Origin of the sequence: Catalinimonas alkaloidigena (assembly GCF_029504655.1) — a bacterium.
Taxonomy (GTDB): Bacteria; Bacteroidota; Bacteroidia; order Cytophagales; family Cyclobacteriaceae; genus Catalinimonas; species Catalinimonas alkaloidigena.
The window spans coordinates 2528874-2555031 of sequence record NZ_JAQFIL010000001.1 but is presented as its reverse complement, the minus strand read 5'-3'; the positions used below and the strand labels follow the sequence as shown (position 1 = coordinate 2555031).

The window sequence follows — 26158 nt, the reverse complement described above, 5'->3', positions numbered from 1 at the left end:
TTCTTACATTTGCATACCATGACGATGCAATAAAATGATGAATTTCAATTCTACACTGGCAAACAATCCAATTTTTAAAATCATTAGGCGTTCAGCCACTGAACTGAATCTTGAAACTTATATTGTAGGAGGATTTGTAAGAGACTTGATACTGAAAAGGCCATCAAAAGATATTGATGTTGTCTGCGTTGGAGATGGTATAATGCTGGCCAATCATGTAGCAAAATCTATAGAAAAAGAGTCACACATCCCTACGCCTGTAGCTGTGTTCAAAAATTTTGGGACAGCCATGTTGCGCTACCAGGATCTTGAAGTAGAGTTTGTAGGTGCCCGCAAAGAATCATACCGCTCAGAATCCCGTAAACCCAATGTGACTTCAGGTAGTCTGAAAGATGATCAATTAAGAAGAGACTTTTCAATCAATGCACTTGCGATCAGCCTGAATAAAGACAATTTTGGTTTGCTCATTGACCCCTTTGATGGAGTCAAAGATTTAAAAAGAAAACAAATCAAGACTCCCCTTGACCCTGAGGTTACTTTCTCTGATGATCCACTGAGGATGATGCGGGCGGTTCGCTTTGCAGCCCAACTTAAATTTGATATTACTGCCAATACCTTTGACGCTATCATAAATAACGCGGAAAGAATCAAAATTGTATCTCAGGAGAGAATCACAGATGAACTAAATAAGATTATTCTTACTTCAACGCCCAGCTATGGCTTTAAACTACTCTTACATGCGCAGCTTTTACCACTAATTTTTCCCGAAATGATTGAGCTTAAAGGAGTAGACACTATTAACGGAAAAGCGCATAAAGATAATTTTTATCATACACTACAGGTGCTGGACAATATTTCTACAAGCACCAATGACCTATGGCTCCGCTGGTCAGCTATTTTACATGATATCGCTAAGCCCGCGACCAAAAGGTTTGATAAAAATGCTGGTTGGACTTTTCATGGACATGAAGATAAAGGAGCTCGTATGGTGCCACAAATTTTTAGAAAATTAAAGCTACCCCTGGACCAGAAAATGAAATATGTACAGAAGTTAGTCAGGTTGCACCTTCGTCCTATTGCCCTGGTGAAAGATGAGGTTTCAGATTCAGCGATACGACGTCTGCTTTATGAGGCTGGTGATGATGTGGATGATCTGATGAAACTATGTCGCGCTGATATTACCTCTAAGAACCCTAATAAAGTACAGAAATACCTGCAGAACTTTGATAAAGTAGTGGCTAAGATGGTTGAAGTTGAAGAAAAAGACCAGGTGAGAAATTTTCAGCCTCCAGTTTCAGGTGAGGACATTATGGAAATATTCAGGCTGAAGCCTTCAAAAATAGTAGGTGAAATTAAAAATGAAATCAGGGAAGCGATTCTGGATGGGAAAATAAATAACTCCAGAGATGAAGCGTATCAGTTTATGTTGAAGCTCGCACAACAGAAGGGGCTCAAGCCAGTGAATAGTCATTAGTCTTTTTCTAATTCAGCGAAGTCTTTGGTTTTTTCCATATTTTTCTCCAAACCTATACTAGATTTTACACCAGAAAGCAGGCTTTTCCACCAATAGTGAAACATAGCCCGGGATTTATCCCGTTCATTTTCAATATTTCCTATTCTTAGGAATACTGCTTTTGGATTGTTAGCTTTTACAACAAATGCATTAGCGATAAACGAACCTAGCTTTTCATCTAGCCCACTTTTGCCCTTTTCTTTGTCTATCATCTGTACACTTAGATTGTTGTACCTGAACTCCATTTTTCCGGTAGCCATATCTTTATCACCCTTAAAATTAAATTTCATCTCCTGATTTACACCTTCTTTTATATGTACAAACGCGACGGGTTCTAGTATTTGGTTAAAAGCAGTTAACTCCATATTTCCTAATGAACCATTTACACTAAAATCCAGATTTTCGCTGGCGTTAAAAAACTTAAAAGAAGCATTCAGATCACCTGATCCCATCACTTTAGCGCTAACATCTAATGTAGTCATCACACTATCTCTAATTGATACCGGATCGTTAGTGATATTCGTTGCAGTCAGGTTGAGCTTGTCAAAGCTTATTTTACCATCATTCATAGCTCCTTCAACCCTTTCAGCGTAAGTAATTTCACCATCTCTTACTTTCAATTGATCAATTTTGATAAAATGCTTAAGATTGAAAAGTAAATCCTGATAAAGACCGGGCCTTTTTGTATCATCTCTTGGCAGACGGTTATCTTTAAACACGTGTAAGCGTGGATCGTAAATATTTACTTCTCCTACCAACAGTTTTTCACGCTCAAACAATGCTTCAAAATCAACTGCTTCCATTTCAAGCTGATCAACTTGCAACTTAGCAACGGACTTACTGTAAGCGAATCTATTCAACATTTGCTCTTTACTCAACTGAGGCTCAAGTTTCAAACCGTTTACTTCTATCCTGCTCTTTCCTGATTCAATGTTTACTTCCTCAGCTGACATTATGTACAACCCGTCATCAAGAGAACGGCTGTAATCTTGAATGCTGATATTGATATCTTTTGAAAAAAACATCTGAGCGGTTGCTGATTGATTGGAACCAAAGTTCAGCGTAAATGAGGATTGATCCACAAAAAAATCTGAGATATCAGCTTTAAGCTTGTTGGAAGAGAATTTCAACTTTCCGTTTTTCTTGTCGTAGACTTTAAGTGTACTTTGGGGATATTGAATCGTTCTTATGCTTATTTCCTCTAAGTAAGGCGATATCAACTCATGTATTGAACCTAGTTCATCGCGCTCTTTTTCAGATGACCTGCTTCCCAGATAGACATTAAGATCAGATTGCTTTATATCTATGTTTTGTACTTTAAATTCACCGTACAAATATGCCCTCTTGAAATCTAATCCATTTGCATCCAGTTGATGTGCATCTAAGCTGAAATGTGTTTTGTCCTTATACTCAAATACATTTTGAGGTGGACTAAACTGAAGTTTTGCTATCTGAAGGTGGGAGTCTCCGCTTGAAAAGTAAGCATCTTCAATGAGCACTTTCTGCTTTCCTTCATCTGATTTGTCTGATAAAATTTTATCAGCGAAGAAACTGAAATCAATTTCATCTGCGTACAGAATATTATGGAGATGTCTGCTTTTCTGATGATTCACGATAAGGTCTTTAGCTTTAAAATCTATAGAGTCTACCTTGACAAAACTAAGGGTATCATGAGCAAGCTTCAGCGCATAATCTAGCTCTCCTTTTTCCACACTTACATAACGAAGATGAATTTTTTGCAGATTTTTATTCAGTAGTTGATTTAAATTTGGCTGGAGATACTTTCTAGTTACTGCCTTTTCATTATGGTTGTCTTCAACACTTTTTTTCTCATGTACCTTGTATGCGGGCTTCATGATCATCACTCTACCTACCTGCAAATACTTATCATGGATCAAATGATAAGGACTGATATCGTCTGCCATGATCTTTTCACAATAAAGTTGTAAGCTTTGCAAATCTGGTCTACCGGAGGTATTGGTGAGCATAGTAATCTGACTAGCCCCTAATTGGCCTTCGTAAGAATTATAATTGATACTCTTTCCTCTTACTCCTAACAAAGGATATGTCTCATCTTCGGGATAAAAATTCCACTGATAGTTTTCTGCACTTACATCCAGTACATCAGCGTAAAAGGGACGCAAACGGTTCATACGAGTAAGTGAATCCAAAAAGAACCCTCTTAGGCTGATGTTCAACTTCTGGGTAGTAAAAAGTGGCTCCACACCATTTTTACTAATTTTCTGAAGCCTAAGCTTGGCGTTGTGAACTTGTATGTTTGGGACAGATAATTGATTTAAGTATGACGATAACTGTGGATACAGGTTTTTAAAGTCAAACTTCAGCTCCTTTTTGGGTAGATTATTTTTTTTGTAGTTGAGTGTAATGTGGGGTGAGTATACGGACAGTTTGGCTATCTCAGCATTTTGGTCTATATAGATCTTCTTTAGGTTAACTTGCTTGAAATCCACATAAGGTATGTACATTTTATGTAACCAAACCTCGGTTGAAGGTGGCTTCTGAGGGTTTGTCCAGAAATATATATTTTTAAAATATGCTTCATTGCTAAGGGTAGATATTCTCATATCTTCAACCTCCAGCATTCCACCTTCACCTTTTTCTCCCGGCAATAAGAACTTACTTTTTTGAAGGAATATATCTACTTCATTGGCTAATACCGCTACTTTCCCCTCAGAAATATATATAGAATCATTTGTGAGCTTATCGATACTTATATCATTCAAATATGCATAAAAAGTATCAATGGCGGTAATTTGTGTAAATCCGCTTAAATCTTCATTGGCTTTAAAAATATGCAGACGACCAGAATCAATATGTAATCGACCTGCCTTTAACCATTGAAAAAGAGCACTTGAATCACCAGGAGCAATTACAGGCATAAGGTTTAATTTCGCATTACTCCAATCGTAAAGTAGCGATTTTACGTTCTCTTGGTCTTCCTCATCCTCTACATGGATACCCGAAGCAAGCTTTCCTAATGATTGCTTTGAAAAATTAGCAATTTTTACATCAGGCTGTTTGATGTATATACTATCCAATATTGCTGCCTTTTTATTGATAAAATCTGCGAGATGTACCCCAAAAAATGAAACTTTGGGCACTCCTATGTCAAATGCTAAAGGCTTTGAAGGAGGAGCCTGCAACAATTGCTGCAATGAATCCACTCCGGCTTTGAACATCAAAGAGTCAAAATGGATATCACAGGCAAAGTCACTAATGCGATCAGTATTAAGGGATGCATGTGTTGAGGTAAAATAGTGTCTTCTATCGGGCAGATATACCTTAAGATTCCGAATACTTACTTGGGCTGTATCAAGCGGCATTACCTGAACCGGCGTATCCTCCTGCATTCGTGAATTATCAAAATCTATTTTCGCAAGCAATAAGTTTACGCCATCAGCATGTAGTAGGTTGAGTGTATCTCCATCAAGTTTGTTTAGCTGAACCTGTCCATTGTTTACTATAATATCACTAATCTGTAATCTGATAAGCTTTTTAGAAAAACTGTCAAACAAGTGCTTGAGGTTTAAGGACTTGAGCTTGTCTAGTGTATTATCGCTTAGACTATCTTCATTGGTTTCAAAATGAAACAAGGGCTCTTGAAATATCAGTTGATCAGCCATGAGCAAACTATCAAAGTATAAATCACGCCAATCAATCTGTGTCAGCATCACTTCCGGTACATATACACTTAATCCATTTTTCGCCTGATGAGATAGCGGTAGTAAGGCTAAATCTTTAAGATAAATCCGTTGTTTCTTGCTTGAAAAGCCTAAAGTATCCGCTTTAAACAAATAGAGACTATCAGTGAGAAACTGATAGTTTGCCAGTTGTATGTCTATATCTTTGGTAAAGAAAAAACGGTTTTTCCTACCTGAACTTAAAGTATCAAGTAAAAAATCAAACAGGCTGATATTTACTTCCTGGGCATGAAACTTATTTCTAATTCCTGAATTTTGCGCTTGTGGACTTATTTGTGAATTCTCCTGAGTAATAAACAGATCTCCATCTACGATATTAAGCGCTTTAAATGATACTTCGTCAACATATTGGGTAAGATGCTCTTCCATATTTTTAGAAATGAGCTCAATTCTGCTTTTAGGACTTAGACGAATGGCATCTATTTTCTCACCAATAACCCATTGAATATCAGGCTTATAGAAATTTATTTCATTAATTTTTAATTTACTTTCATTATAGAGCGCTAAAAATTTTATCCCACTTACTTTCGCCTCATGCACCATCATTTTTATATGGTCCGCGTTAGCATTCTGGCTGCTATCTTTGCTCATGTAACCAGCATAATAAAGTCCGGTTACAGTAAAATTACCCGTAAAAATATTGATGCTCAGGTTATCAAAATCAAGTGAAGGGCGTTTATCAGGCTGAAAATTTTGCTCGCTGTATCGCTTGAAGCCTAATAAAATTGATTCTTTGAGAATTTCGTCTCCAAAAAAATAAAGCGTAGCCTGCAGTAAGAGTATGACAAGAAGCATCGTACCCAAAATACTCCAAATCCATTTGCGTGCTGTACGCTTTTTCATCCTCTAAAGTCTTTGAATTCACTGCTTAAACACCAACAATATGATAAATTTTAATCACATTCATGGTAAAGAAGAAAGTGCAAAATGATCAAAAATCTTACAACAAGTTTATGCTATAAGCCTGTTATTACAGTAACGTTAGTAGTTGATCAGTTCAAAGTTTTCTTTTTGAGAATCTAATAAGCTGTTATTTTCACATTTTAACACTCTACTTGGAAACTGCTTGATAAACTGGTAGTTGTGAGTCGCCATCATTACTGTAGTTCCACTGCGATTAATCTCACGAAAAAGGTCCAATATACCAGATGATACTTCAGGGTCAAGGTTTCCCGTGGGCTCATCCGCGATAAGTAATATAGGTTCATTGATCAGTGCACGGGCAATCACTACTCGCTGTTGCTCCCCTCCTGATAGCTGGTGAGGCATTTTGTTTCCGGAAGAACCCAAACCAACTTTCATCAGAACTGCACTGAGGCGTTGTTTCATTTTTGAACGCTCTTTCCAGCCTGTTGCTTTCATTACAAATAACAGGTTTTCATCCACTGTTCTGTCGGAAAAAAGCTGAAAATCCTGAAAAATGATACCCAACCTTCTCCTGAGGAAAGGTACCTCACCGGATTTAATATTTTTGATGGAATATCCAGCAACTTCCATCTCACCAAGTTGAAGAGGGAGGTCAGCATAAAGTGTCCTTAAGAGAGAGCTTTTACCACTGCCAGTCCTACCTACCAGATATACAAACTCCCCTTTGTCTACTTTAAAATGCACATCTTCCAGTACCACTTTATGCTCCTGGAAGATGCACGCATTATTTACTGTCACGACTGGTGTACTATCAAAGAATTGAGAATCTTCAGACATAATTACATCTAGATTTCTAGCTTTTGCAGCTTTCCATAAGGTAAACGCTCAATAACTTCTTTAAGTGCTTCATCCTTACCTTCAAGGCCGTATTTCTCAAGTTTTTTTAACTCACGATCAGCTCTGAAATATGCAACCAGCACGAAATTATCGTCACGCAACTGAATATAATCGGGGATTTTAGCTTTGCCTTTAACCTTTATGATATACATTGAATTCACCCGTCAAAAATTTAGGTCTTAAGCATTACCTTTACGATAATCACTCAAAAACTTTTCAAGGCCGCTATCAGTAAGTGGATGTTTAAGTAAGCCTGTGATAACGCTTAATGGGCAGGTTGCTACATCCGCACCCACTTCAGCACACTGAATCAAGTGCATTGTATGCCTGATTGAAGCCGCAAGAACGTTGGTTTCATAGCCGTAGTTTTGATATATATTCACGATTTGCTCTATCAACTCTACGCCATCAGTAGAGATATCATCAAGGCGGCCAATAAAAGGTGAAACATAAGAAGCACCTGCTTTAGCAGCCAAAAGGGCTTGTCCCGGTGAAAAAACCAGGGTGCAGTTGGTACGAATTCCTTCTGAGGTAAGCTTCTTGATAGCCTTCACACCGTCTTTAATCATAGGTACTTTAACCACAATTTTGTCGTCAATTTTGGCCAGAGCCATGCCTTCACTTACTATTTCGTCAAAAGTTGTAGCAACAACTTCTGCACTTACATTATCATCAACAATATTACAGATGTCTTTGTAGCGTTGAATGATATTTTCATGTCCAGTTACTCCCTCTTTTGCCATCAAAGAAGGGTTTGTAGTCACTCCATCCAATACGCCCAGATCATAGGCTTCACGGATTTCGTCAAGATTTGCAGTGTCAATAAAAAATTCCATAGTGTTTTTGTTTAGCGCTAAAGATGGCTTAAAGATACAGGAGTTTATAAAACGAAAAAATTTCTTAGAGAAATTAGGGGATGGAAATAAAAAAACGGGTATCACACCGCTACGACCGCCTACCCTTGCTACATTCCTGTCCTGGGGGAGTTCAGCAGGAGCTGGTTGTACCCGTCTGACGCAAAGGTATAATGAATAGATTTCATTCCCAAATGCTTATCCAATAAACGTTTAATTTATTCCTGATGGCTACCAAAATTGACATAAAAAAAGAGGCGCAAATACGCCTCTCTTTTCCATGCAAACAACCTATTACTTACAAAAATCAATCAAAATCGTTCTTGAAAATCCTGAAGGCAACGCCATCATACTTGCCAGCAAATTCATTGGGCAGTACACCGGAGAAAGGAATTACAACTGTACCATCGCTACCCGTAGTGAAAGTTCCCAGCACTGTTCCAGCCTGGCTGACTTCAACTTCTAAGTTAGAGACAGGATTGTATATAATACCTACATTTTGATCAAGGATTCCTGACTTATCCAGTTCAAAAAAAGTAGCTTGAGCCTGGTCAGGAGCAATACTATCGTACTGTAATACCACAGGAGCGGCTACCCTGTCAAATGCCATATCAGATTCTTCTTCGCAAGCTGAGAGTAATAGTACTGTCAGGCTTAGTGCGATACATATATGAAATATTTTATTCATTTTTTATCTATTTGAAGTTTTGTACATCAAACGATAGTAAAATATTTTTTTCTATCGTTTTTATTCTACCCACCAAAGTGAAGTTTTCATGTCATCTGCTCCTCCGAGCATTGACACACCTGCCTCTACTCTAGCCTGGTTTAAAGAATATTCAGTTGAGGGGTAAACAATCCTTGTCGGAAGAACTCCATCATTCTGAAACTGAGCTCTAGGATCTGCCGCAGGCAATACCGGATACCCAGTTCTTCTTAATTCTGTCCAGGCTTCAATACCCTGTCCAAAAAGTGCAATCCACTTCTGCGTCATAATATTCTCTTTGCTAGCAGGACCAGCCAGGTCAAGATATCCGGCTGGCATCTCTAGTCCGTACTGGCTGAATGCGGCTTCAATGCCGGCTTCGTAAAAAGCTTGTGCGTCACCGCTAATATCGCCTTCCAAAGCAGCCTCCGCCTGTGTGAAAAGTAATTCTGCGTAGCTTACCAATACCGCAGGAGATGTAGTTTGGGCAAATACATCCAGGTTGATGGTTGCACTGTAGCCATTGTAAGTCGTCGCAATTTCTCCTGGTAATCCACTGGGGTGTCCGGAATATTCTCCTTCAGCCTGACTGCCGGGGGTCGCGTAAACTTCAAGTCGAGGATCTTGTAGTTCTTTTAGCTTATCTACCAGCGTACTGTTGATATTCCAGTCAGTACGTCCCTGATTCACAAGGATATCATGCCAGGGGTTGTTAGTAGGCACAGCACCATAGTTCAATGCGGCTATTTCATCATTACTCTCAATCATAGGGTAAGTAGCCGGATCAGCGAGCATTGCTTGCATTTCAGCAGCAGATGAGCTTACTAGATGAGCCTGACGGTTTAAAAGCTTGAAACGAAGCGCGTTGAAAAACTTCTTCCACATCAATACGTCGCCTCCAAACATGATATCTCCTCGGATGGCAGGCCCCTCAACATCTAACTTTTCATTAGCGGTTTTCAAGTCTTCAATGATACCTGCGTAAATAGCTTCCTGAGAGTCATATTCTGGTGAATAGATTGCTTCATCCGCAGTGCCGGACAGTGCCTGCGTATAGGGAATGGCACCCCAAACATCTGTCAAGAGAGAGAAAATCCATGCCTGCATACCGATGCCCACTGCTTCATAGTTAGTATGGGGGCTTTCACCTTCAGCTATTGAAAGCTCCTCCATTGTTTGAAATGTAACCAGCGCATCAGAATAAAACACTTCCCAGTTTGTACTATTCACCGAAGGCTGTACATTATAGTTGTCACCTTCATTTTCATAGATATTTCTGGTAAGATACTGTACCCATGACATGGCATGGTCAAAGTTGAGCCGCTGGTTTCGAGATTTGTTACCCCAGTAGTTATCCACTGCTTCCTGAATACCGTAGGGAAGCAGGTACTGAGCATCCACCTCTACCGGCTTATTGGGATTGGTATTGATTTCCTCAAAATCGTCGGTACAAGCACCTAGCAATAGTATAAATGCAATTGCCAGGCTTGTTATTTTTGTATATATAGTCAATTTCATTGTTCTCTGCTGTTTTAGAATTTCAGATTTATGTCAAATCCAACACTTCTTGTGCTTGGCAACTGACCATAATTATATCCAAGAGATGCAGCACTTATTTCAGGATCAATGTGAGGATTATTACTATGGAAAATAGCCAGGTTTCTTCCGATTACTGATATCCTTGCTGATTTCAAGAAAATGTTGTTAAACAATGAACTCGGAAGCTGATAGCTTACTCTTGCCTCACGAAGTTTAACATAGCTGCCATCAAATACCGCTGCTTCATGGTACTGACGACCACTGTAGTATCCGTAGAAAGTACGTGCAGAGGCAACAACATCATTGGTAATATATTCAGGAGCTTCTTCAGTACCGATGTTCATTACACCCTGACCAATCACTCCTTCTTCTCTACCTACCGCACTTTCTTCCAGTACCCCTGTGATACGAGCAATGCTACTTCCCATATCATATATATCTCCACCTTTCTTGATGTCAATCAACGCGCTAACAGAAAGTCCTTTGTAGGTAACTGTATTGGAGATTCCACCAATCCAGTCGGGCGTGATATTTCCTATCACACTTTGTCCCGGGATATTATAAGGATATCCGTTACGGAAAATCACTTCACCTGCTTCAGTCCGTGCCAACTTATTACCATACAGATTACCATAAGCCTCTCCTACCCTTGCTTCAAGCGATGCTCCCCGGATACTCCAAAGTGTGAGTGAGGTTAGCCCATCAGCAAGCTCAACCACTTCATTTTCGTTTTTAGCAAAGTTGACACTAGCATCCCAGCTTAATCCACCGGGAAGTTGTAAAATGGTACCACTCAACATGAGTTCTACCCCTTTGTTAGTGATTTTACCAGCATTTAATACACGGCTTTCATAGCCCGATGCTCTGGAAATATCTACTGCAAGAATTTGATCTTCAGTGGTTTGATCATAGTATGTTACATCTAAACCTATTCTTCCGTTAAGAAAACGTAAATCTGCACCTACTTCTATACCTGTTGTTCTTTCAGGTTTTAAGTTTGAGTTGGCAATCTGATCACTGACAGAAAACTTGGGAACGCTTCCATCCCATAGGCCCTGAGGATCATAGACCTGCTGGAGTAGGTAAGGATCAGCATCATTACCAACCTGTGCCCAGCTAGCACGTAACTTAGCGAATGAGAATACATCACTTTGGATATCCAGCATATCGGTCACTACTGCACTCAGTGATACAGAAGGATAGAAGTAAGAATTATATCCGGTAGGCAGGGTACTTGACCAGTCGTTTCTACCGGTAACATCTAGGAAGAGATAATTTCTAAATCCAAACTGAGCGGAACCAAATACACTATTGACTACAGACTCCTCAATAGCACTCTCATCGGTATTAGGGCTCGCGTTGTTGTCCAGCGCATAAACGCCATCCACTGTAAGATCGTTAACGTCAGAATAATTACGCTTGTAGAAATTGGTACGATGAATCCCACCAAACTGACCTACGACTGAAAAGTCGCCGAAAGTTTTATCCAGTGAGAAGATAAAGTCAGAATTATTTTCTTGTCTGCGTAGTACTTCTTCATTGTAACTGCCATAGTCAAATGAGAAGCGAGTACGTGCGTAGCCTGTTACATTAATACGTGTATCAGTCCATATATCTGTACCACTACGCACCATCAGACTTAACCAGTCGGCAAATTCATAGTTCAAGGAAATATTTCCCAGGAATCTGTCTTTCTCGTTAGGGTTCACCATGGTTTCTTCCGAGAAATAAGGATTGGTAAAGTAAGTATGTTGCCAGTTGGGTGGCTCGTCGTTTCCAGGGGGCTGGATATGTACATCTTCATAGTCACGGTAGTTTTCCAGCTGGTCAAAATTCACGTGACGCTGATGCCAGATAAACTGAGATCCGCTTTGAAAACCTCTGTTGTCGGAGCCTGACTTTATGTATTCACCTAATGCAGTAACTGTCAGTTTATCAGTAAACTGATAATTAGTGTTCAGGCGGAAATTGTTACGATAGTAGTCATTATTGTAAGCAATCCCCTTTTGTTCTATTCTACCGATAGCAAGACGGAAAGAACCATTTTCATTGGCAGAACTTATTGCCACACTTCCATTAAGGGTCTGGCCGGTTTCCCACCATTGTTCCCAGTTGTCAGGTTCAGGCACTAAAGGAGCTTCTTCTGTACCGGTCCACCACTGACGTACCATACGCCCATCCATAGGTGCCCCCCAGCTTTCATCAGTACCTGCGGTACCTTTATAGCCGTCAACTGTTCCACTCCAGCCATCTGCATACCAGGTAGAGCCTGACCCACCGCCATAAATATTCTGAAACTGAGGCTTGACCAGCGGACGCTCAAATGTTGTACTGAAATTTACGTCAACCCCAATTCCTTCAGTACCCTTGCCCGTTTTGGTAGTGATTAGAATTACACCATTTGCAGCACGAGAGCCATAAAGTGCAGCAGCGTTAGGTCCTTTTAATATACTCATTTCAGCAATGTTATTAGGATCTATCTCTGAGATACCTCCTCCATATTGCTGATTATCGGATCTTTCTCCCGAAGTACTGTTGACAGTCTGCTGCATAGGCACCCCATCAATTACTACAAGAGGCTGATTATTACCAGCCACTGAAGAAAATCCGCGAATTACAAACTCAGGGCTACCTCCGGGAGTACTATTACCTGATACTTGCAGGCCGGCAACTCTTCCTGAAAGATTGTTGACGACACTTTGGGTAGGTACCTGAGCAACCTCTTCTCCGCTGATGCCCTGAACGGAGTACCCAAGTGCTTTTTTCTCTCTTTCAAGTCCAAAAGCAGTGACTACAACCTCAGATAAAGATTGTACATCCTGCTTCATTGCAATATTGAACTGAGTTTGATTGCCAATAACAATTTCTTCCATAGACAATCCTATAAAAGAAAAAACTAGTGTCTGGGCTTCAGGCGAAACATTTAAAGTAAAATTTCCTTCAATGTCGGTAATTGTACCAACACTGGTTCCTTTCACAACGACGTTTACGCCTGGTAATGGAGTTTTGTCTTCCACAGATGTTACTGTTCCGGTAATTTTCCGGTCCTGTGCGAAGAGTAAATTCGTCATGAGAAGAGTGACGATCAACAGCCCGTAGTGTTTAAGCCGGATAATGCCACCCCAACATTGAGTGGTAGAGTTGTTCCTCATACGTTTACCAGTTATAGTTAAATCAATTGAACAGTTTCTAAAAGCCTAAGCATTTTGTAGCCCGTGATGAATGAGAGGTAAATAAATAAAAGCTAAAAACCTTATTTTATACTGACTTTTTAGAATTAATTAATCAAATCTAAAACAAACTAAACTAATTTTCAAAATATAATATTGTAATTTAAAGTTTTTTCACAATTTATTACATCATGCTTATATGGCTTGAAAAATAATTAGCTGAAATTTTCTGTTTGGTTTTAAATAGTTGCAAATGAAATGATGATTTATTAAAATATTATTAAATAATTAGCCTGCTAAATAAATATTTAATTTTGTTTAAAATATTTTATGCGGAATATTTAATAAGCATTTTATTTATAAGCCATATATATAATAAAATATTATATTTTGTATAGCACTGTAAATAGCTTTTGATGCTGTTAATGGGAGTGATCACCGTCTGAATCATTCGCTTCCAATCTGGAAGAGATGCTATAATTCTGAGTAAAAAATGCGCTTGACACGTGCACTAATGCTGGTTAACACTTCGTAAGGTATAGTATGCATAGCCTCTGCAAGCACCGAAACGGATTGTTCTTGTCCAAATATGGTTACAACATCTCCTTCTTCAGCTTCAATTCCGGTGATATCAATCATTGTCATATCCATGCAAATATTACCAATTGTTGGAGCCTGAAAGCCATTTACAAATACCCTCAAATTTCCATTTCCTAACCTTCGGTCTAAGCCATCTGCGTATCCAATCGCAATCGTTGCTATTCGCTTTGGATTTTCTATTTTTCCTTTACGATTATAGCCTACCGTTTCCCCTACCTTAAGGCTTTTAATTTGAGAAATAATGGTCTTAAGTGTACTGATTGGTCTTAGTTGATCTTGTGCTTTACTGCTTACATCCACACCATACAGCCCTATGCCCAGTCGTACCATATCAAATTGATATTCAGGAAAACGCTGTATACCACCACTATTCAAGATATGTTTGATGGGTGCATAGCCTAAAACACTTATTAATTGATCATATACCTGCCCAAATTCATGTACTTGTTGTTGGGTAAAGGCATCTTCTTGGTCATCTTCGGAAGCTACCAAATGACTGAAAATACTTTTGACAATGATTTCCGGGTTTGCATTGAAAAAGGTTTTAAGCGCTTCGGTTTCTTCCTGTACAAACCCAAGCCTATGCATTCCGGTATCTATTTTTAAGTGTATTGGAATAGCGGCCTGATTATTTTTGCAGTACAATGAATAGGCATTTAGCAACCTGAAGCTATAAATCTCAGCTTCTAGTTGAAACTCTTGCATGAGCGGAAAAGCATCCGCTGAAGGATTAAGCACCAATATTGGCGTATTGATGCCATGCTCTCGCAACATTACACCTTCATCCACATACGCAACTGCCAAATAAGCTACCCGATGGTATTGTAAGAGGTTAGCAATCTCAAAAGACGCCCCTCCATATGAAAAAGCTTTTACCATCACCATCATCCTGGTCTCAGGTCGGAGCAGTGACCTGTGGTAATTTAAATTATGTATGATGTTGTCAAGATTGATTTCTAAAGTGGTGCCAGTAATTTTCTTTTGAAGCTTTTTCACGATGCGCTCAAAACCAAAGGCTCTTGCCCCTTTGACCAAAATATTTTCGCCCTGAAAGGATTTTGGTTGAAAACTACTCAGAAACTCTTCAGTAGTATTGTAATGCTCAAATACCCAGGCACTACTTCTAAAATGGGATAGATAAGATTTTAACCCCGGACCAATGAGTTCTACTTTTTGTATGGAGTGATTTTCTAACAATTTTACGACTTCAGCATATAGGTCTCTGTCATAATATCCACTTTGGAGCAAGTCAGAAATGATAACCGTATTTTTTTGATTCTGTGTCTGGCGTTCCAAATAATCCAAAGCTATTTTGAGGCCAGCCAGATCATTGCTATAACTATCATCCAGAATGAAACATTGATTGATCCCCTCTTTCAACTCCATCCTCATATTTACCTGCCGCAACTGATCTATCCCGGCTTGAATTTCATTCTCAGCCCACCCATATTTGATCAGTACTGCAATACAATGCATGACATTTTCAAGTGAAGCAGCATCTTTTAAATCAAAGGTAAACCGAAAGCCTTGTTCCCTGCCATTGTCTTTTACTTCAATAATCGTGGGCTTATTACTATCCATTGAAAAAGCTACCCACAAATCAGCTTCTGTATTTTGTGTGGACCAGCTGTATAAATGATCCGGGCTATGTTGAGACTTTAGGACATCAGCTATTAAGGCATACTCTTCCCGATAAATGATGTACTCACAGTCTGAGAAGAGTTTTGCTTTTTCTACAGCTTTTTGACGCCTGTTTGTAAAGCCTTTGTCATGCGCTGGCCCCAGATTGGTGAAAATTCCGAGACTTGGACAAATTACTTTCTGTAATTTTTCCATCTCTCCGGACATTGAAATTCCTGCTTCAAACACACCTATTTCATGCACTTGATTAAGTTGCCAAACTGATAGGGGTACACCAATCTGAGAGTTATAACTTTTAGGGTTTTTGACTACATTATGCTTATGCGTCAGAATCTGACTCAACCATTCTTTAACAATGGTTTTACCATTACTCCCGCTAATCCCTATGACAGGTATGGAAAATAATTTTCTGTGGAATGCTACTACTTGCTGTAGGGCTTCAACACTATTCCCGACTTTAATAATATTTGCTTCGGATAACTCAGATTCAGGCTCTTTTTCAAGCACGAACTGACGACAGCCTTTATCATAGAGTTCTTTGATAAAATGATGTCCATCGTGCCTCTTCCCTTTTATCGCAAAAAAAACAGATTCACGCTGAATGATAGCCTGTCTGCTGTCAGTCAACAGATAGTATATATTAAGCGCTGGATCGTATGTCTGTAAAACGGCACCATTTACCTGCTCGCAAAGCTCATGAAATGTCATGGATTAATGTAATTTTTTTCCGTTAGGAATTTTTTCATCTCCAGTAGCTAAGATGATTGCCCCTTTTGAATCTTCAAAGCCGGTCACCAGTACTTCTGACATAAATGGACCAATCTGCTTGGGTGGAAAGTTACAGATGCAGATGACCTGTTTACCAGGCAGGGCATTTAGTTGATAATGATCTGTTATCTGTGCACTGGACTTTTTGATGCCTAGTTCTCCTAAGTCAATCCATAGCTGATAGGCCGGCTTTTTGGCTTCAGGAAATTCCTTTGCTTCTACTATGGTTCCTATCCGGATGTCTACTTTTCTGAAATCATCCCAGCTTATTTCTTCCATGCTGATTATTGTTACGGTACTTTATTCTGGTTTCTGCCTTCTGCAGTTCTCTTAATATCACTAACTTTGAAAGACGCTCCGCCGGTTTTTTGTCCAGCATTGCTTCTCTAACCTCCTTCTCTGCTACATCTATTCTATATAATATATTGAGTAGCTTCTCAATATCATGCGCCAAAAAATACTCAATCGCTTTTGTAAGCTTTTCCTGTATGTACTCAAAAGGACTATTTGTCTCACTTCTTATCTCTACCAAATCAAAATAACGAATCAGACGCTCTGATGCGCCTTTTTCTATTTCATTCTTATCATTCATATCAAAATCAATAATCAATGTATTCCTGTTGGCGAAGTAAATGAAAAGACCATCACTTTCATAAACTTTTAGACAAGCAATAAATACTGAAAAAAATTTTGTACCAAATGTTAACTTGAATGAAATTACACCGTTCAAAATATATAGTACCTTGCAAAGCATAGTACTTTAGCATATATTTGTCAAAAGCTTATAATTATGGACTACCAAAAAAAAATACTTGGCATCATATTTATCATTGCCGGAGCTTTACTGATCGTTTTCCTTACTTTCATCAGTGCTGTACTTTTTGCGATACCTGTAGCGCCATTTACATCCTCGTATTTTGACGTGCCCGGCTTGTTCAAGCTCATATCTCTGGCTGGAAGTGTCATGATGTTTTTATTATTGGCTTTACCTTCATTAATAATAGGGATTGGTCTGGCCAGGAAGAAGCAATGGGCAAACGACTTAATCCTTCCACTAGGTTGTTTTTACTTACTTTTTTTTCCCCTGGGCACGGCCATAGGAATTTATGGATTAGTGGTTTTTTTCTCCAATAGAGAAAGCCAGGCTGCCTCAAAAGCCGAAATACACACAACACCTACTGTCCGCTAATGAACGTGTATGTTCATATATGAACAAAAAAAACATTACTTTTTTATTATAAGTCATTGACATACAGACTATTAATAGGATGGCATGTATTATGAAACCTAAAACTCAAACTTAACCAAATAGAAAAATGAAAGCTTACCGTACTTATGCAATAACATTGCTTTTCTTGTTGTGTCTGACTGTTTCATCTCAGGCTGAAGTTTTAGGAGAAGACCCGTATATGGTTAAAACTTTTTCTATTAATACTCCTGCTAAAGTGATGGTTCGCACTTCTGGAGGGAGCATATCCGTTTCCGGACACAGTGGCAACGAAGTCGAAGTTAGGATGTACGTAAAGAAGAACGGAGCAACTAGTTGGTTTGGCAATGATGATAATCTGGAAGAAGCTTTGGAAGATTACAATATATCAATTCGTAAGGAAGGAAATACCATAATCGCTGAATCCGAAAGAAAAGGTAGTGGTTGGGGAAATAACAACCTTAGCATTTCTTTTGAGCTGGATGTCCCTTACGAGGTATCAGCCAAACTTAATACCAGTGGGGGTTCAATTCGCATGGCTCGTATAGAGGGAGAACACAATGTGAAAACCAGTGGAGGCAGCCTGAATTTTGATGAAATTACTGGCTATACCGAGGCTCACACTTCAGGAGGAAGTATCAATATTAATCAATATGATGGTGTTATGGATGGCAAAACCAGCGGAGGATCCATACGGGCAAATAATGCTAAAGGTGAGCTTAGGCTCAATACTTCAGGAGGAAGTATTGTACTAGAAGACGTAAGTGGTAGTATAGACGCCCGTACGAGCGGAGGAAGTATCAAAGCCTACGTTAATGAATTGGATAATTACCTGACACTTAAAACAAGCGGAGGCAGCATTAACGCTGTTATTCCTCATGACATAGGAGTTGATCTGGATCTAAGCGGTAACCGGGTAAATACCAAGCTGAGCAACTTTACTGGTGAAGCAGAAAAAAATAACATCGAAGGGAGTATGAACGGTGGAGGAATACCTGTGACAATGAAAACTTCAGGAGGTTCAGTAAACCTTGATTATCATCGTACTTCTGCATATAACTGAAAATGCTTAGTAATCTGTCGTGTAGTAATAATTCAAGTACAAAAATTCCCAGCAATTGCGTGGGATTTTTTTTGCTTTATCATTTCTGTGGTTTTACTCTCTTACAAATGCTCATTCTTGTTTTCTGAGATAAATATTACCACTAACCGTACTGATTTGAATGGGAACTCCTCCCCCATTGATTGAACCATGAATTGGTTTTCTCATGCCATTACGTTTACGGTTTTCATCTCTTTCAGAATTCATGCTGAGGTCAAAATCTGTATATACTTCTCCACTGACAGAACTTAATTTGAAGTCAGCTTTGGTCTGAGAAGGTAAAAAAATATCTACATCTCCACTCACTACACTGATGGCGGTTGGCTTATGTGTATTGACCTCATCAAAACTGAGTTTGATATTTCCACTAATACTATTGGCAACAACAGGCCCACTTATCCCCTCAAGTTCAACATCATCAGAATGAGCTTTTAGCTCAATTTCACCTTTGAGATTACGAATAATAATATCATCATTTTGAGGTCCTGCCTGAAGTAGTATAGAAGTTTGATCCGGAATTTTTATGGTGTAGTCAATATCCTGATGCCCCACGCTGATGAGCTGCATCTTGCTCCCTTCTCGGGTCACACTCAATCCTAGTCCGGAATTATCCTGCCTACCGTTAGCATATAGTGCGGTCAAGCCCCGGGCTTTTTCAGGAGGAGCTTCGTATCCATCCGCAACAATCACTACATCCTTACCGGCATATCCTTCTACAATGATTTCTCCACCTTCAATCATGAGATGAAGAATGTTACTATTTGTATTGCTATCAAAAGATGCAGTGTACTGCTGAGCAATAGCGGAGTGAAATACAAAGTAAGTCATCAATAATATAGGTAGTACTTTCATAATGAACGCTTAAAAACTAGGGTTAATGTTAACTATAATAGCTGACTCAAACCGTATTCAGCCTGCTCTCTTACCAGTTGGTTAAGGTTATTTTGTTGTAAAAATTGTTGGATCTGGGGTATAGCATCTTTTTCCTGACGTGCTACCAATACGTCTATAATTGCAATCTGAACCAGAGGGTCTGATTGTGTATTGAGTGACCTTTTGAGTGCATCACTCGCAGTAGAATCCGCAGCAAAGTGCGCTAGCGCCTCTACCGCTGCTAATCGTACGTTCGCATTGGGATCAGCGTTTACGGTATAGATAAGAGCTTCTAAAATCTGGGTATCTACCTCATCCATTGATTTGGCAGCATTTACAGCCATAATACGGTCACTTGCTGAAACCTGATTGAGTTGGTTGAACATCAGCATACGTTTCATCTCCCCTACCTCTTCTTTTAAAGCGGTAACTTCTGAAGTAGGTGTAGATTCCTTTTCGTACAATACTCCACCGGCAAAACCAATTAATAGAATGGCAATGCTAGCAGCAATGCCTATCAACCTTTGGCGGGGCAAACTTTTTTGCTTTGTAACTTTTTCTTCTTCCTGGTCAATTTTTTGTAGAAAGCGATCCGGCATAAAAAAATCACCTTCTTTTTCTTCTTTTAGACTGTTAATCCCTGAAAAAAAAGACTGATCTTTTTTGAATTCCTCCATACCCTCATCTGATTCAAACAAGCTTTTCAATTGAGCCTCTTCACTCAGGCTGGTTTCTCCTTCATAAAATTTTTCCAGTAATAATTTAATTTCCTGCGCTTCCATAAGCATTAACTTTAGTAAACTGTTCGCGGATACTTTTCCTGGCTCTTGATAGGCTTACTCTGATGTTATTGATACATAAACCAGTAATTTTTTCAATTTCTTCGTATGAATACTCCTCTATGTCACGCAAATGCATGATGAGTTTTTGTTGTTCGGGAAGTTCATGCATCAACTTTATCAAAATTTCCTTACTATCATTAAGTTCAGTGGTTTTATAGGGGGAGTCCCAGCTGTGCGTTGTATCCGGTGGTTCTCCGACTTCTGATTTTCTCCAGTGCGCTGATTTAAGCTTGTCCAAGCATTGATTTTTAGTGATGATCATGGCCAAGGCCTCAATACTTCTGTAGTTCTTCAGATTCTGACGATTGAGCCATAGTTTCAGCAAGACCTCCTGAACGGCATCTTCAGCCTCTTCATCATTGCCAAGCATCATTTTAGCAAGGCGATACAATTTTCCCTGTATCGGAAAGACCGCGCTTTTAAAACTTTGAATATTCATTTCAATCTTATAGACGAGCTAAAAATGAAATCATTACAGTCAGAGAAATATTTTTAAGAGATATATAAAAAAGACATTTTCCAGGAATAGTCTATGGATGTACTAATACATGCAATTCACAAAAACAAAATGGTATAATCACCATATATTTAAATAATTATTTTAATATGTAATTATATCAAAATGAGCTATTATCATCTTGCTAAAGAAGCTTCAGCCATCTTCAGAAACAACACTAAAATACTCATTATACTGCTTTTATTCTTTACCTGTTTGAGTTCCTGCCGAAGTCACGTAATGCCGTGCCCCTCTTTTTCACACCTCATCAAAAAAGAAAGCGGACAATTAGGAGGTGGTGAAAAATTAAAGCTTGATAAAAATGGCAGGGTAAAAAACTGATTTTTTGAGCTATAAAAATGGCTACCACCTCTGAAAATGAGAATTACCACATCATTATTACATTCTATTCATTTATTAGCTGTACTATTCAGTCTCTTGCTGATATTACTGCTATCCGGGCATGCGATGGCTCAATCCAAAAAAGATAAACTGCCTACTGTCAAAATTTCAAAGCATAAAAAAGAGCCTGTAAAGGTAAAGCCTGTCAGAAAACCTAAAAAAATTAAAGACACTTACTCTCGGCCCAAAACATCAGATAGTAACGCAAAGCCTAGGGACAACTACAGGCGTCCCGCTTCTTTAAAAAAAGCTAAGAGAAAAGTTAAATATCAACGTCCCGCAAGTAAACCTGCAAAGTTTGACAACTCCGGTCATACTGCAAATCAATATCCCAGGTCTCCGGCTAAAGATGGACAGCATTTACCAAAACGCTCGCTATGGCAACGACTTTTTCGCCCTAATGCAGAATCAGAATTTGAAGGTAAGCTGAAGAGAAAGAAAAAAGAAGGCGCAGTAGGTACTGAGTATGCGCTAAAAGTCAAACAGCATAAAACAGACTATGAGCAGATTGCCAAAGATCAGCACCTTTTTCAAGGTAAAATAAAGAGAGCTCCCCATAAGATGGTAAAAAGACAATTTCAGTATAAAGCTGAATACATGTTCTTATACACGGGTGCTAAAAAGGTATACAGACCTAAAAGGCAAGAAAAAAAATCCAAACAACATGCTGATTATGTGCAAACTATCGGTATGTACAAAGTAAAAAAAGAAAAAAATAAAGCCGCTGGCTACACATCATACCAGGGGCAGATCAAAGTACCTACCCTTAAGGTGAGAACCAGCCATTATAAAAAGCTATCCGAAAAAGTGCACCAATTTGATGGCGATATCCGTTATCGCAAGCCGGGTAAAGATATGCACCCCAGTGTATTTCATCTAAAAGGAAAAACTAAATCCTCTTATGAACAAAAAGAGAAATACAGACGTTGGAGGTTAATAATTTCTCATATCTTTAAGCAAAATGATCTACCTAAAAATATCAAGGAAAAAGATCGTAAGCCCAGATATGATAAAAAAGAGAGTGAAATTTGGTATTATTAGAGAAATATGAACTGGAAGCAATTAGATAAACTGAACATCGTAGAAGAAATTAAAACTAAATCAGCCGAATACCCAATCCTGATTTTTAAACACAGCACACGCTGTAGTATTAGTAGTATGGCGCTTAACCGCTTGGAGAGAGCCTGGAAAGCCGAACTTTCAGAAAGCTCAGAGGCCTACTTACTGGATCTGATTAAGAACAGGGAAATTTCCAATGCCGTGGCCAGCACTTTTGATGTAGCCCATCAGTCGCCTCAGGTATTAGTCATCAAAGACGGTAAGTGTGTTTACCATAATTCACATATGGGTATTTCTTTTCAGGAGATCAGTCAGCAACTAGCCAGCGTGGCCTGATCAGAAAGCAAAAGAAACATCTTGTTTAATTTCAGGGTTTAAACTCAAGGCCACCGGGCATGTAAGTGCAGCTTCTTTTAGCATTTGAATCTGCTCTTCAGTTGCATTGGTTTTTCCTAAGCGAAAATCAATTTTGATTTTAGATATCTTTCTTGGGTTTGAAGCCATCACTTTCGTAACATCGGCTTCAAGATCTTCAAGAACAATGTCGTTCTTTTGTGCTCTGATCCCCATAATCGTCATCATACAACTACATAGTGATGCACAGACAAGGTCAGTGGGTGAAAATGCTTCACCTTTGCCATTATTATCAGTAGGTGCGTCGGTGTGAATTTTGTTCTGAGATTTGATATGAATATTCTCGCAACGTAATTCTCCAAGATATGTAGACTTTATGCTATGCATCTTCGTTAGTATATTTGTGATTTAATTGAATTTGATTACATTTATTTATATGGCTGCGGAAAATTACAAAAAAAATAAAGGTATCATACTCTCATTACTTTGTTTCTTGGCTATAAGTAATACGCTTATGGCTCAGCAACAAAATGACACCTATGCATATAGCAGAGAATTCACCTGGGGAATCAGCAAAAATACAAATTCAGGTTTAATCGCCGGAGGAGCTATTAAATTTAGCCGTTTAATAGATGACAATCGTTTTCAAACTTTTGGCCTGGAAATCGTAAATGTGAAGCACCCAAAAGAACTAAGAAGAGTATCTCGTACCAGTGGAAACACATTTATTCTAGGTAAAACCAATCACCTTTTTTCAATTCGTCCTGAGTATGGACGTGAGTGGATAGTCTTCAAGAAAGCTCCTCAACAAGGTGTGCAGGTTAATGCCATACTTGCCGGTGGCCCTTCATTTGGTATTGTTATGCCCTATTATGTACAATATGCCGAAACGAATAACCGTACCACTACCCGTCCTTACCGTGATGATTTAGATCCCGGCAGGATCATTGGCTCTGGCCCCTTTTTGAAAGGATTCAGTGAGTCAAGTATAGCGGTAGGCGCTAACATAAAAGCTTCGCTGTCTTTTGAATTCGGAACATTTAAAAATGATGTGACCGGATTTGAAGCTGGTTTTCAGTTAGAAGCCTTTACCAGCGATGTTGATATTGTACCTGTCTCCAACCCCAGAAGAATTTTCCCTTCCGCTTTTATTATGTTATTCTACGGTAATCGTAAGTAATCTTAGGTTTTACTTACATAATCCTTGCAGCCGAATCTTTAATAGCCTTACTTTGTTTTTGACAAAGAAATGATTACACAGTATTAAGATAGAGAATTTAGTATGATTGAATTACCTGTAATACCTGAAGAATCTACTAAAAAATCGCGTAAACCTGACTGGCTGAGAGTGAAACTACCGGTTGGTAAAGAATACGCAAATGTTCGCAAGCTGGTAGATAAATATAAACTTCATACAATTTGTGAAAGTGGTAATTGCCCAAATATGGGTGAGTGTTGGGGTAGAGGGACCGCAACTTTTATGATATTAGGAAATGTATGTACCCGCAGTTGTACTTTCTGTGCGGTTGCTACCGGACGCCCACCGGAATATGATGATGAAGAGCCCAAAAGAGTTGCAGAAGCAATTAAGCTAATGGGGGTCAAGCATGCGGTAATTACTTCAGTCAACAGAGATGAACTAAAAGACCGAGGTGCGGAAATCTGGTTTGAGACAGTAAAAGAAGTCAAAAAGCTTAGCCCCGATACTACGATTGAAACCCTTATTCCTGATGTTAAAGGCAACTGGGATGCCCTGTATCGCATGATGGAAGGGGGACAGGAAGTTGTTTCTCACAATGTAGAAACGGTTGAACGCCTCTACCGTAGAGTTAGGCCTCAGGCTAAATACAACAGAAGCCTTGAACAACTGAAAAGAATCAAAGAATATGGCATGCGAAGCAAGTCGGGTATTATGCTTGGGCTGGGAGAAACTGATGATGAGGTATATAAAGCAATGGATGATTTGGTAGAAAACCAGCTTGACATACTCACATTGGGACAATATCTGCAACCTACCAAAATGCATATTGAGGTAGCGGAATTTATTCATCCTGATAAGTTTGATCACTTCAGAGAAGAAGGTCTCAGGAGAGGATTAAAATATGTAGAATCCGGTCCCCTGGTACGCTCGTCTTACCATGCAGAAAAACATGTAAATGTTTGACAGTCTGTTATTATAAAATATTTTTTTGAGCTGCACCTATATTTAAGTGCAGCTTTTTTATTTTCTTATACCTTAAAAAAGACTTTTGGCTGAAAAAAGATTCATGCCTGATATTAAACTTTTAAAATAATAAGCTTGGCAAAATTGGTTAATATTCCATTTATAGCATAGTTCTGACATAAACCATGAAAATTCGGCATCAACCATTTAATAAGAAAACAATAAATATAGATGAGGCTGCACAAAAAAAAATTGCTGTATATACTTTGGCCACTGTGCATTTTTTTGGGATTCTTGGTATTGCCTATCCTCCTACCAACCCTTTTTTCGTTTCAGCTACCCCTTTCAGCCTAATCACAACTTCATTAATACTATTTTTCTTTCATAGGGAATGGAACATACCCTTCGTATTTTTTGCATGTACTACCTTTTTGGTGGGATATAGCATTGAAGTGATTGGCGTAAAAACAGCGTTGATTTTTGGTTCATACAATTACGGAGAAGCTTTGGGGTTTCAAGTGATGGAGGTACCCGTCATCATCGGGCTTAATTGGCTCATACTTACCTACGCTTGTGGAGTGATCTCCAGGTCTCTTTCCCAATCACTATTCATCGCTAGCTTGGTAGGTAGTGTATTGATGGTTGGCTTAGATATCTTGATAGAACCCGTAGCAATTGCCCTGGATTTCTGGAATTGGTCCGGAGGTTTGATTCCTCTGAAGAACTATGTGGGTTGGTTTATTATCTCCTTTGTGCTACAGATATTATTTCATTCACTCAGGTTTGATAAAAATAACGTACTTGCAAAATATGTAATTTTTGTTCAAGCAATATTTTTTATCATTTTACAAATTATTAAATAACAATTTTCTTCAACATATTTGTTTAATGATTGTTCAATAAGGATGAATATAATAAGTAATATTTCATTTTTGATGGTAGGCTTTGCTGGAATGGAATTTTTTTCATGGTTTATCCATAAGTATATCATGCATGGCCCTTTGTGGAATATACATAAGACACATCATGTCCATACAAAAGGTTTTTTTGAACTGAATGACCTTTTCTCAATTCTCTTTGGAAGTATAGCAATTATTTTAATATTCTCAGGCGTTCAAAGTTTAGATTATAGATTTTGGCTAGGTTGTGGTATATCACTTTATGGTATATCATACTTTGTATTACATGACATTCTTATTCACAGAAGAGTTAAGGTAAAAAAGAAACCTAAAGGAAAATACCTGAATGGAATAAGCAGAGCACACAGGGCTCACCATAAATCGAATCAAAAAGACAAGGCGGTCTCCTTCGGTTTGTTTATTGTACCATTCAGATTCTTTAAGAAATGAAAACAAAACCTTTATATACATAAACGTCCATAA

General features: G+C 38.7%; 23 protein-coding genes and 1 other RNA gene. 9 read left to right on the top strand and 15 right to left on the bottom strand.

Features of this window, described 5'->3' with window-relative positions; translation table 11 throughout:
• Positions 1 to 37 precede the first annotated feature (37 nt).
• A complete protein-coding gene (locus OKW21_RS10485) occupies positions 38 to 1474 on the top strand; it encodes a CCA tRNA nucleotidyltransferase (protein ID WP_277487661.1) in 1437 nt (478 codons plus the stop codon).
• On the opposite strand, the gene OKW21_RS10480 is transcribed toward OKW21_RS10485, so the two are convergent.
• The 11 genes from OKW21_RS10480 to OKW21_RS10430 all read right to left on the bottom strand — a co-directional run bounded on the left by OKW21_RS10480 (position 1471) and on the right by OKW21_RS10430 (position 16869).
• Positions 1471 to 6078, bottom strand: coding sequence for a hypothetical protein (locus OKW21_RS10480; protein WP_277479366.1), 4608 nt, complete (start codon positions 6076 to 6078; stop codon positions 1471 to 1473). The genes OKW21_RS10485 and OKW21_RS10480 overlap by 4 nt on opposite strands.
• Positions 6079 to 6216: 138 nt before the next feature.
• Entirely contained in the window at positions 6217 to 6939 is a 723-nt protein-coding gene (locus OKW21_RS10475; protein WP_277479365.1) for a cell division ATP-binding protein FtsE, read from the bottom strand.
• A gap of 8 nt (positions 6940 to 6947) precedes the next feature.
• Entirely contained in the window at positions 6948 to 7151 is a 204-nt protein-coding gene (locus OKW21_RS10470; protein WP_277487659.1) for a fructose-6-phosphate aldolase, read from the bottom strand.
• A gap of 27 nt (positions 7152 to 7178) precedes the next feature.
• The gene (fsa, locus tag OKW21_RS10465) at positions 7179 to 7835 is read right to left on the bottom strand and encodes a fructose-6-phosphate aldolase (RefSeq protein WP_277479364.1); all 657 of its coding nucleotides are present in this window, start codon (positions 7833 to 7835) and stop codon (positions 7179 to 7181) included.
• 86 nt (positions 7836 to 7921) lie between these two features.
• Positions 7922 to 8015, bottom strand: an RNA gene (gene ffs, locus OKW21_RS10460) — signal recognition particle sRNA small type.
• A 145-nt stretch (positions 8016 to 8160) separates the two neighbouring features.
• A complete protein-coding gene (locus OKW21_RS10455; RefSeq protein WP_277479363.1) occupies positions 8161 to 8541 on the bottom strand; it encodes a hypothetical protein in 381 nt (126 codons plus the stop codon).
• Between the two features lie 60 nt (positions 8542 to 8601).
• Entirely contained in the window at positions 8602 to 10077 is a 1476-nt protein-coding gene (locus OKW21_RS10450; RefSeq protein WP_277479362.1) for a SusD/RagB family nutrient-binding outer membrane lipoprotein, read from the bottom strand.
• Positions 10078 to 10091: 14 nt separating this feature from the next.
• Complete coding sequence (locus tag OKW21_RS10445) at positions 10092 to 13250, bottom strand: SusC/RagA family TonB-linked outer membrane protein (protein ID WP_277479361.1); 3159 nt, start codon at positions 13248 to 13250, stop codon at positions 10092 to 10094.
• Between the two features lie 492 nt (positions 13251 to 13742).
• Positions 13743 to 16217 carry a bifunctional UDP-N-acetylmuramoyl-tripeptide:D-alanyl-D-alanine ligase/alanine racemase gene (locus OKW21_RS10440; protein WP_277479360.1) on the bottom strand — a complete coding sequence of 825 codons (2475 nt, stop codon included), beginning with the start codon at positions 16215 to 16217 and terminating at the stop codon, positions 13743 to 13745.
• Positions 16218 to 16220: 3 nt separating this feature from the next.
• Entirely contained in the window at positions 16221 to 16556 is a 336-nt protein-coding gene (locus OKW21_RS10435; RefSeq protein ID WP_277479359.1) for a tRNA-binding protein, read from the bottom strand.
• A complete protein-coding gene (locus OKW21_RS10430; RefSeq protein WP_277479358.1) occupies positions 16534 to 16869 on the bottom strand; it encodes a hypothetical protein in 336 nt (111 codons plus the stop codon). The genes OKW21_RS10435 and OKW21_RS10430 overlap by 23 nt, the downstream gene beginning before the upstream one ends.
• A 198-nt stretch (positions 16870 to 17067) precedes the next feature.
• Here OKW21_RS10430 and OKW21_RS10425 point away from each other — a divergent pair, with 198 nt between their 5' ends.
• Positions 17068 to 17466 (top strand): hypothetical protein, encoded by a 399-nt coding sequence (locus OKW21_RS10425; protein WP_277479357.1) that lies wholly within the window; start codon positions 17068 to 17070, stop codon positions 17464 to 17466.
• Positions 17467 to 17593: 127 nt separating this feature from the next.
• Positions 17594 to 18547, top strand: a complete 954-nt coding sequence (locus OKW21_RS10420; RefSeq protein WP_277479356.1) for a DUF4097 family beta strand repeat-containing protein — start codon at positions 17594 to 17596, stop codon at positions 18545 to 18547.
• Positions 18548 to 18658: 111 nt separating this feature from the next.
• Here OKW21_RS10420 and OKW21_RS10415 read toward each other — a convergent pair whose 3' ends face one another.
• The 3 genes from OKW21_RS10415 to OKW21_RS10405 are packed head-to-tail and all read right to left on the bottom strand — an operon-like array spanning position 18659 to position 20740.
• Positions 18659 to 19438, bottom strand: coding sequence for a DUF4097 family beta strand repeat-containing protein (locus tag OKW21_RS10415; protein ID WP_277479355.1), 780 nt, complete (start codon positions 19436 to 19438; stop codon positions 18659 to 18661).
• A gap of 32 nt (positions 19439 to 19470) precedes the next feature.
• Positions 19471 to 20241 (bottom strand): HEAT repeat domain-containing protein, encoded by a 771-nt coding sequence (locus tag OKW21_RS10410; protein ID WP_277479354.1) that lies wholly within the window; start codon positions 20239 to 20241, stop codon positions 19471 to 19473.
• Positions 20222 to 20740 carry an RNA polymerase sigma factor gene (locus tag OKW21_RS10405; RefSeq protein ID WP_277479353.1) on the bottom strand — a complete coding sequence of 173 codons (519 nt, stop codon included), beginning with the start codon at positions 20738 to 20740 and terminating at the stop codon, positions 20222 to 20224. Before OKW21_RS10405 ends, OKW21_RS10410 begins: the two co-directional genes overlap by 20 nt.
• 435 nt (positions 20741 to 21175) lie before the next feature.
• On the opposite strand from OKW21_RS10405, the gene OKW21_RS10400 reads away from it, so the two are divergent.
• Complete coding sequence (locus OKW21_RS10400) at positions 21176 to 22240, top strand: hypothetical protein (protein ID WP_277479352.1); 1065 nt, start codon at positions 21176 to 21178, stop codon at positions 22238 to 22240.
• A 6-nt stretch (positions 22241 to 22246) separates the two neighbouring features.
• Positions 22247 to 22594 carry a bacillithiol system redox-active protein YtxJ gene (ytxJ, locus tag OKW21_RS10395; RefSeq protein ID WP_277479351.1) on the top strand — a complete coding sequence of 116 codons (348 nt, stop codon included), beginning with the start codon at positions 22247 to 22249 and terminating at the stop codon, positions 22592 to 22594.
• Here ytxJ and OKW21_RS10390 read toward each other — a convergent pair whose 3' ends face one another.
• Complete coding sequence (locus OKW21_RS10390; RefSeq protein ID WP_277479350.1) at positions 22595 to 22999, bottom strand: OsmC family protein; 405 nt, start codon at positions 22997 to 22999, stop codon at positions 22595 to 22597.
• 127 nt (positions 23000 to 23126) lie between these two features.
• Here OKW21_RS10390 and OKW21_RS10385 point away from each other — a divergent pair, with 127 nt between their 5' ends.
• The 4 genes from OKW21_RS10385 to OKW21_RS10370 all read left to right on the top strand — a co-directional run bounded on the left by OKW21_RS10385 (position 23127) and on the right by OKW21_RS10370 (position 26125).
• Positions 23127 to 23792, top strand: a complete 666-nt coding sequence (locus OKW21_RS10385; protein ID WP_277479349.1) for a hypothetical protein — start codon at positions 23127 to 23129, stop codon at positions 23790 to 23792.
• A 102-nt stretch (positions 23793 to 23894) separates the two neighbouring features.
• On the top strand, positions 23895 to 24776 hold the full coding sequence (lipA, locus tag OKW21_RS10380; protein ID WP_277479348.1) for a lipoyl synthase: 882 nt from the start codon (positions 23895 to 23897) through the stop codon (positions 24774 to 24776).
• A gap of 185 nt (positions 24777 to 24961) precedes the next feature.
• Positions 24962 to 25639, top strand: coding sequence for a carotenoid biosynthesis protein (locus tag OKW21_RS10375; protein ID WP_277479347.1), 678 nt, complete (start codon positions 24962 to 24964; stop codon positions 25637 to 25639).
• Positions 25640 to 25681: 42 nt separating this feature from the next.
• Positions 25682 to 26125, top strand: coding sequence for a sterol desaturase family protein (locus tag OKW21_RS10370; RefSeq protein ID WP_420870099.1), 444 nt, complete (start codon positions 25682 to 25684; stop codon positions 26123 to 26125).
• Positions 26126 to 26158: the final 33 nt, after the last annotated feature.

Bases quoted from the DNA above. Each gene is read 5' to 3' on its own strand.
- OKW21_RS10410 (WP_277479354.1), bottom strand. From the start codon at position 20,241: ATGGAAGCGCAGGAAATTAAATTATTACTGGAAAAATTTTATGAAGGA.
- OKW21_RS10420 (WP_277479356.1), top strand. From the start codon at position 17,594: ATGAAAGCTTACCGTACTTATGCAATAACATTGCTTTTCTTGTTGTGT.
- OKW21_RS10450 (WP_277479362.1), bottom strand. From the start codon at position 10,077: ATGAAATTGACTATATATACAAAAATAACAAGCCTGGCAATTGCATTT.
- fsa (WP_277479364.1), bottom strand. From the start codon at position 7,835: ATGGAATTTTTTATTGACACTGCAAATCTTGACGAAATCCGTGAAGCC.
- OKW21_RS10440 (WP_277479360.1), bottom strand. From the start codon at position 16,217: ATGACATTTCATGAGCTTTGCGAGCAGGTAAATGGTGCCGTTTTACAG.
- OKW21_RS10415 (WP_277479355.1), bottom strand. From the start codon at position 19,438: ATGAAAGTACTACCTATATTATTGATGACTTACTTTGTATTTCACTCC.
- OKW21_RS10425 (WP_277479357.1), top strand. From the start codon at position 17,068: ATGGACTACCAAAAAAAAATACTTGGCATCATATTTATCATTGCCGGA.
- OKW21_RS10405 (WP_277479353.1), bottom strand. From the start codon at position 20,740: ATGAATATTCAAAGTTTTAAAAGCGCGGTCTTTCCGATACAGGGAAAA.
- lipA (WP_277479348.1), top strand. From the start codon at position 23,895: ATGATTGAATTACCTGTAATACCTGAAGAATCTACTAAAAAATCGCGT.
- OKW21_RS10370 (WP_420870099.1), top strand. From the start codon at position 25,682: ATGAATATAATAAGTAATATTTCATTTTTGATGGTAGGCTTTGCTGGA.
- OKW21_RS10485 (WP_277487661.1), top strand. From the start codon at position 38: ATGAATTTCAATTCTACACTGGCAAACAATCCAATTTTTAAAATCATT.
- OKW21_RS10430 (WP_277479358.1), bottom strand. From the start codon at position 16,869: ATGAATGATAAGAATGAAATAGAAAAAGGCGCATCAGAGCGTCTGATT.
- OKW21_RS10475 (WP_277479365.1), bottom strand. From the start codon at position 6,939: ATGTCTGAAGATTCTCAATTCTTTGATAGTACACCAGTCGTGACAGTA.
- OKW21_RS10455 (WP_277479363.1), bottom strand. From the start codon at position 8,541: ATGAATAAAATATTTCATATATGTATCGCACTAAGCCTGACAGTACTA.
- OKW21_RS10375 (WP_277479347.1), top strand. From the start codon at position 24,962: ATGAAAATTCGGCATCAACCATTTAATAAGAAAACAATAAATATAGAT.
- OKW21_RS10435 (WP_277479359.1), bottom strand. From the start codon at position 16,556: ATGGAAGAAATAAGCTGGGATGATTTCAGAAAAGTAGACATCCGGATA.
- OKW21_RS10390 (WP_277479350.1), bottom strand. From the start codon at position 22,999: ATGCATAGCATAAAGTCTACATATCTTGGAGAATTACGTTGCGAGAAT.
- OKW21_RS10400 (WP_277479352.1), top strand. From the start codon at position 21,176: ATGAGAATTACCACATCATTATTACATTCTATTCATTTATTAGCTGTA.
- OKW21_RS10470 (WP_277487659.1), bottom strand. From the start codon at position 7,151: ATGTATATCATAAAGGTTAAAGGCAAAGCTAAAATCCCCGATTATATT.
- ytxJ (WP_277479351.1), top strand. From the start codon at position 22,247: ATGAACTGGAAGCAATTAGATAAACTGAACATCGTAGAAGAAATTAAA.
- OKW21_RS10445 (WP_277479361.1), bottom strand. From the start codon at position 13,250: ATGAGGAACAACTCTACCACTCAATGTTGGGGTGGCATTATCCGGCTT.
- OKW21_RS10480 (WP_277479366.1), bottom strand. From the start codon at position 6,078: ATGAAAAAGCGTACAGCACGCAAATGGATTTGGAGTATTTTGGGTACG.
- OKW21_RS10385 (WP_277479349.1), top strand. From the start codon at position 23,127: ATGGCTCAGCAACAAAATGACACCTATGCATATAGCAGAGAATTCACC.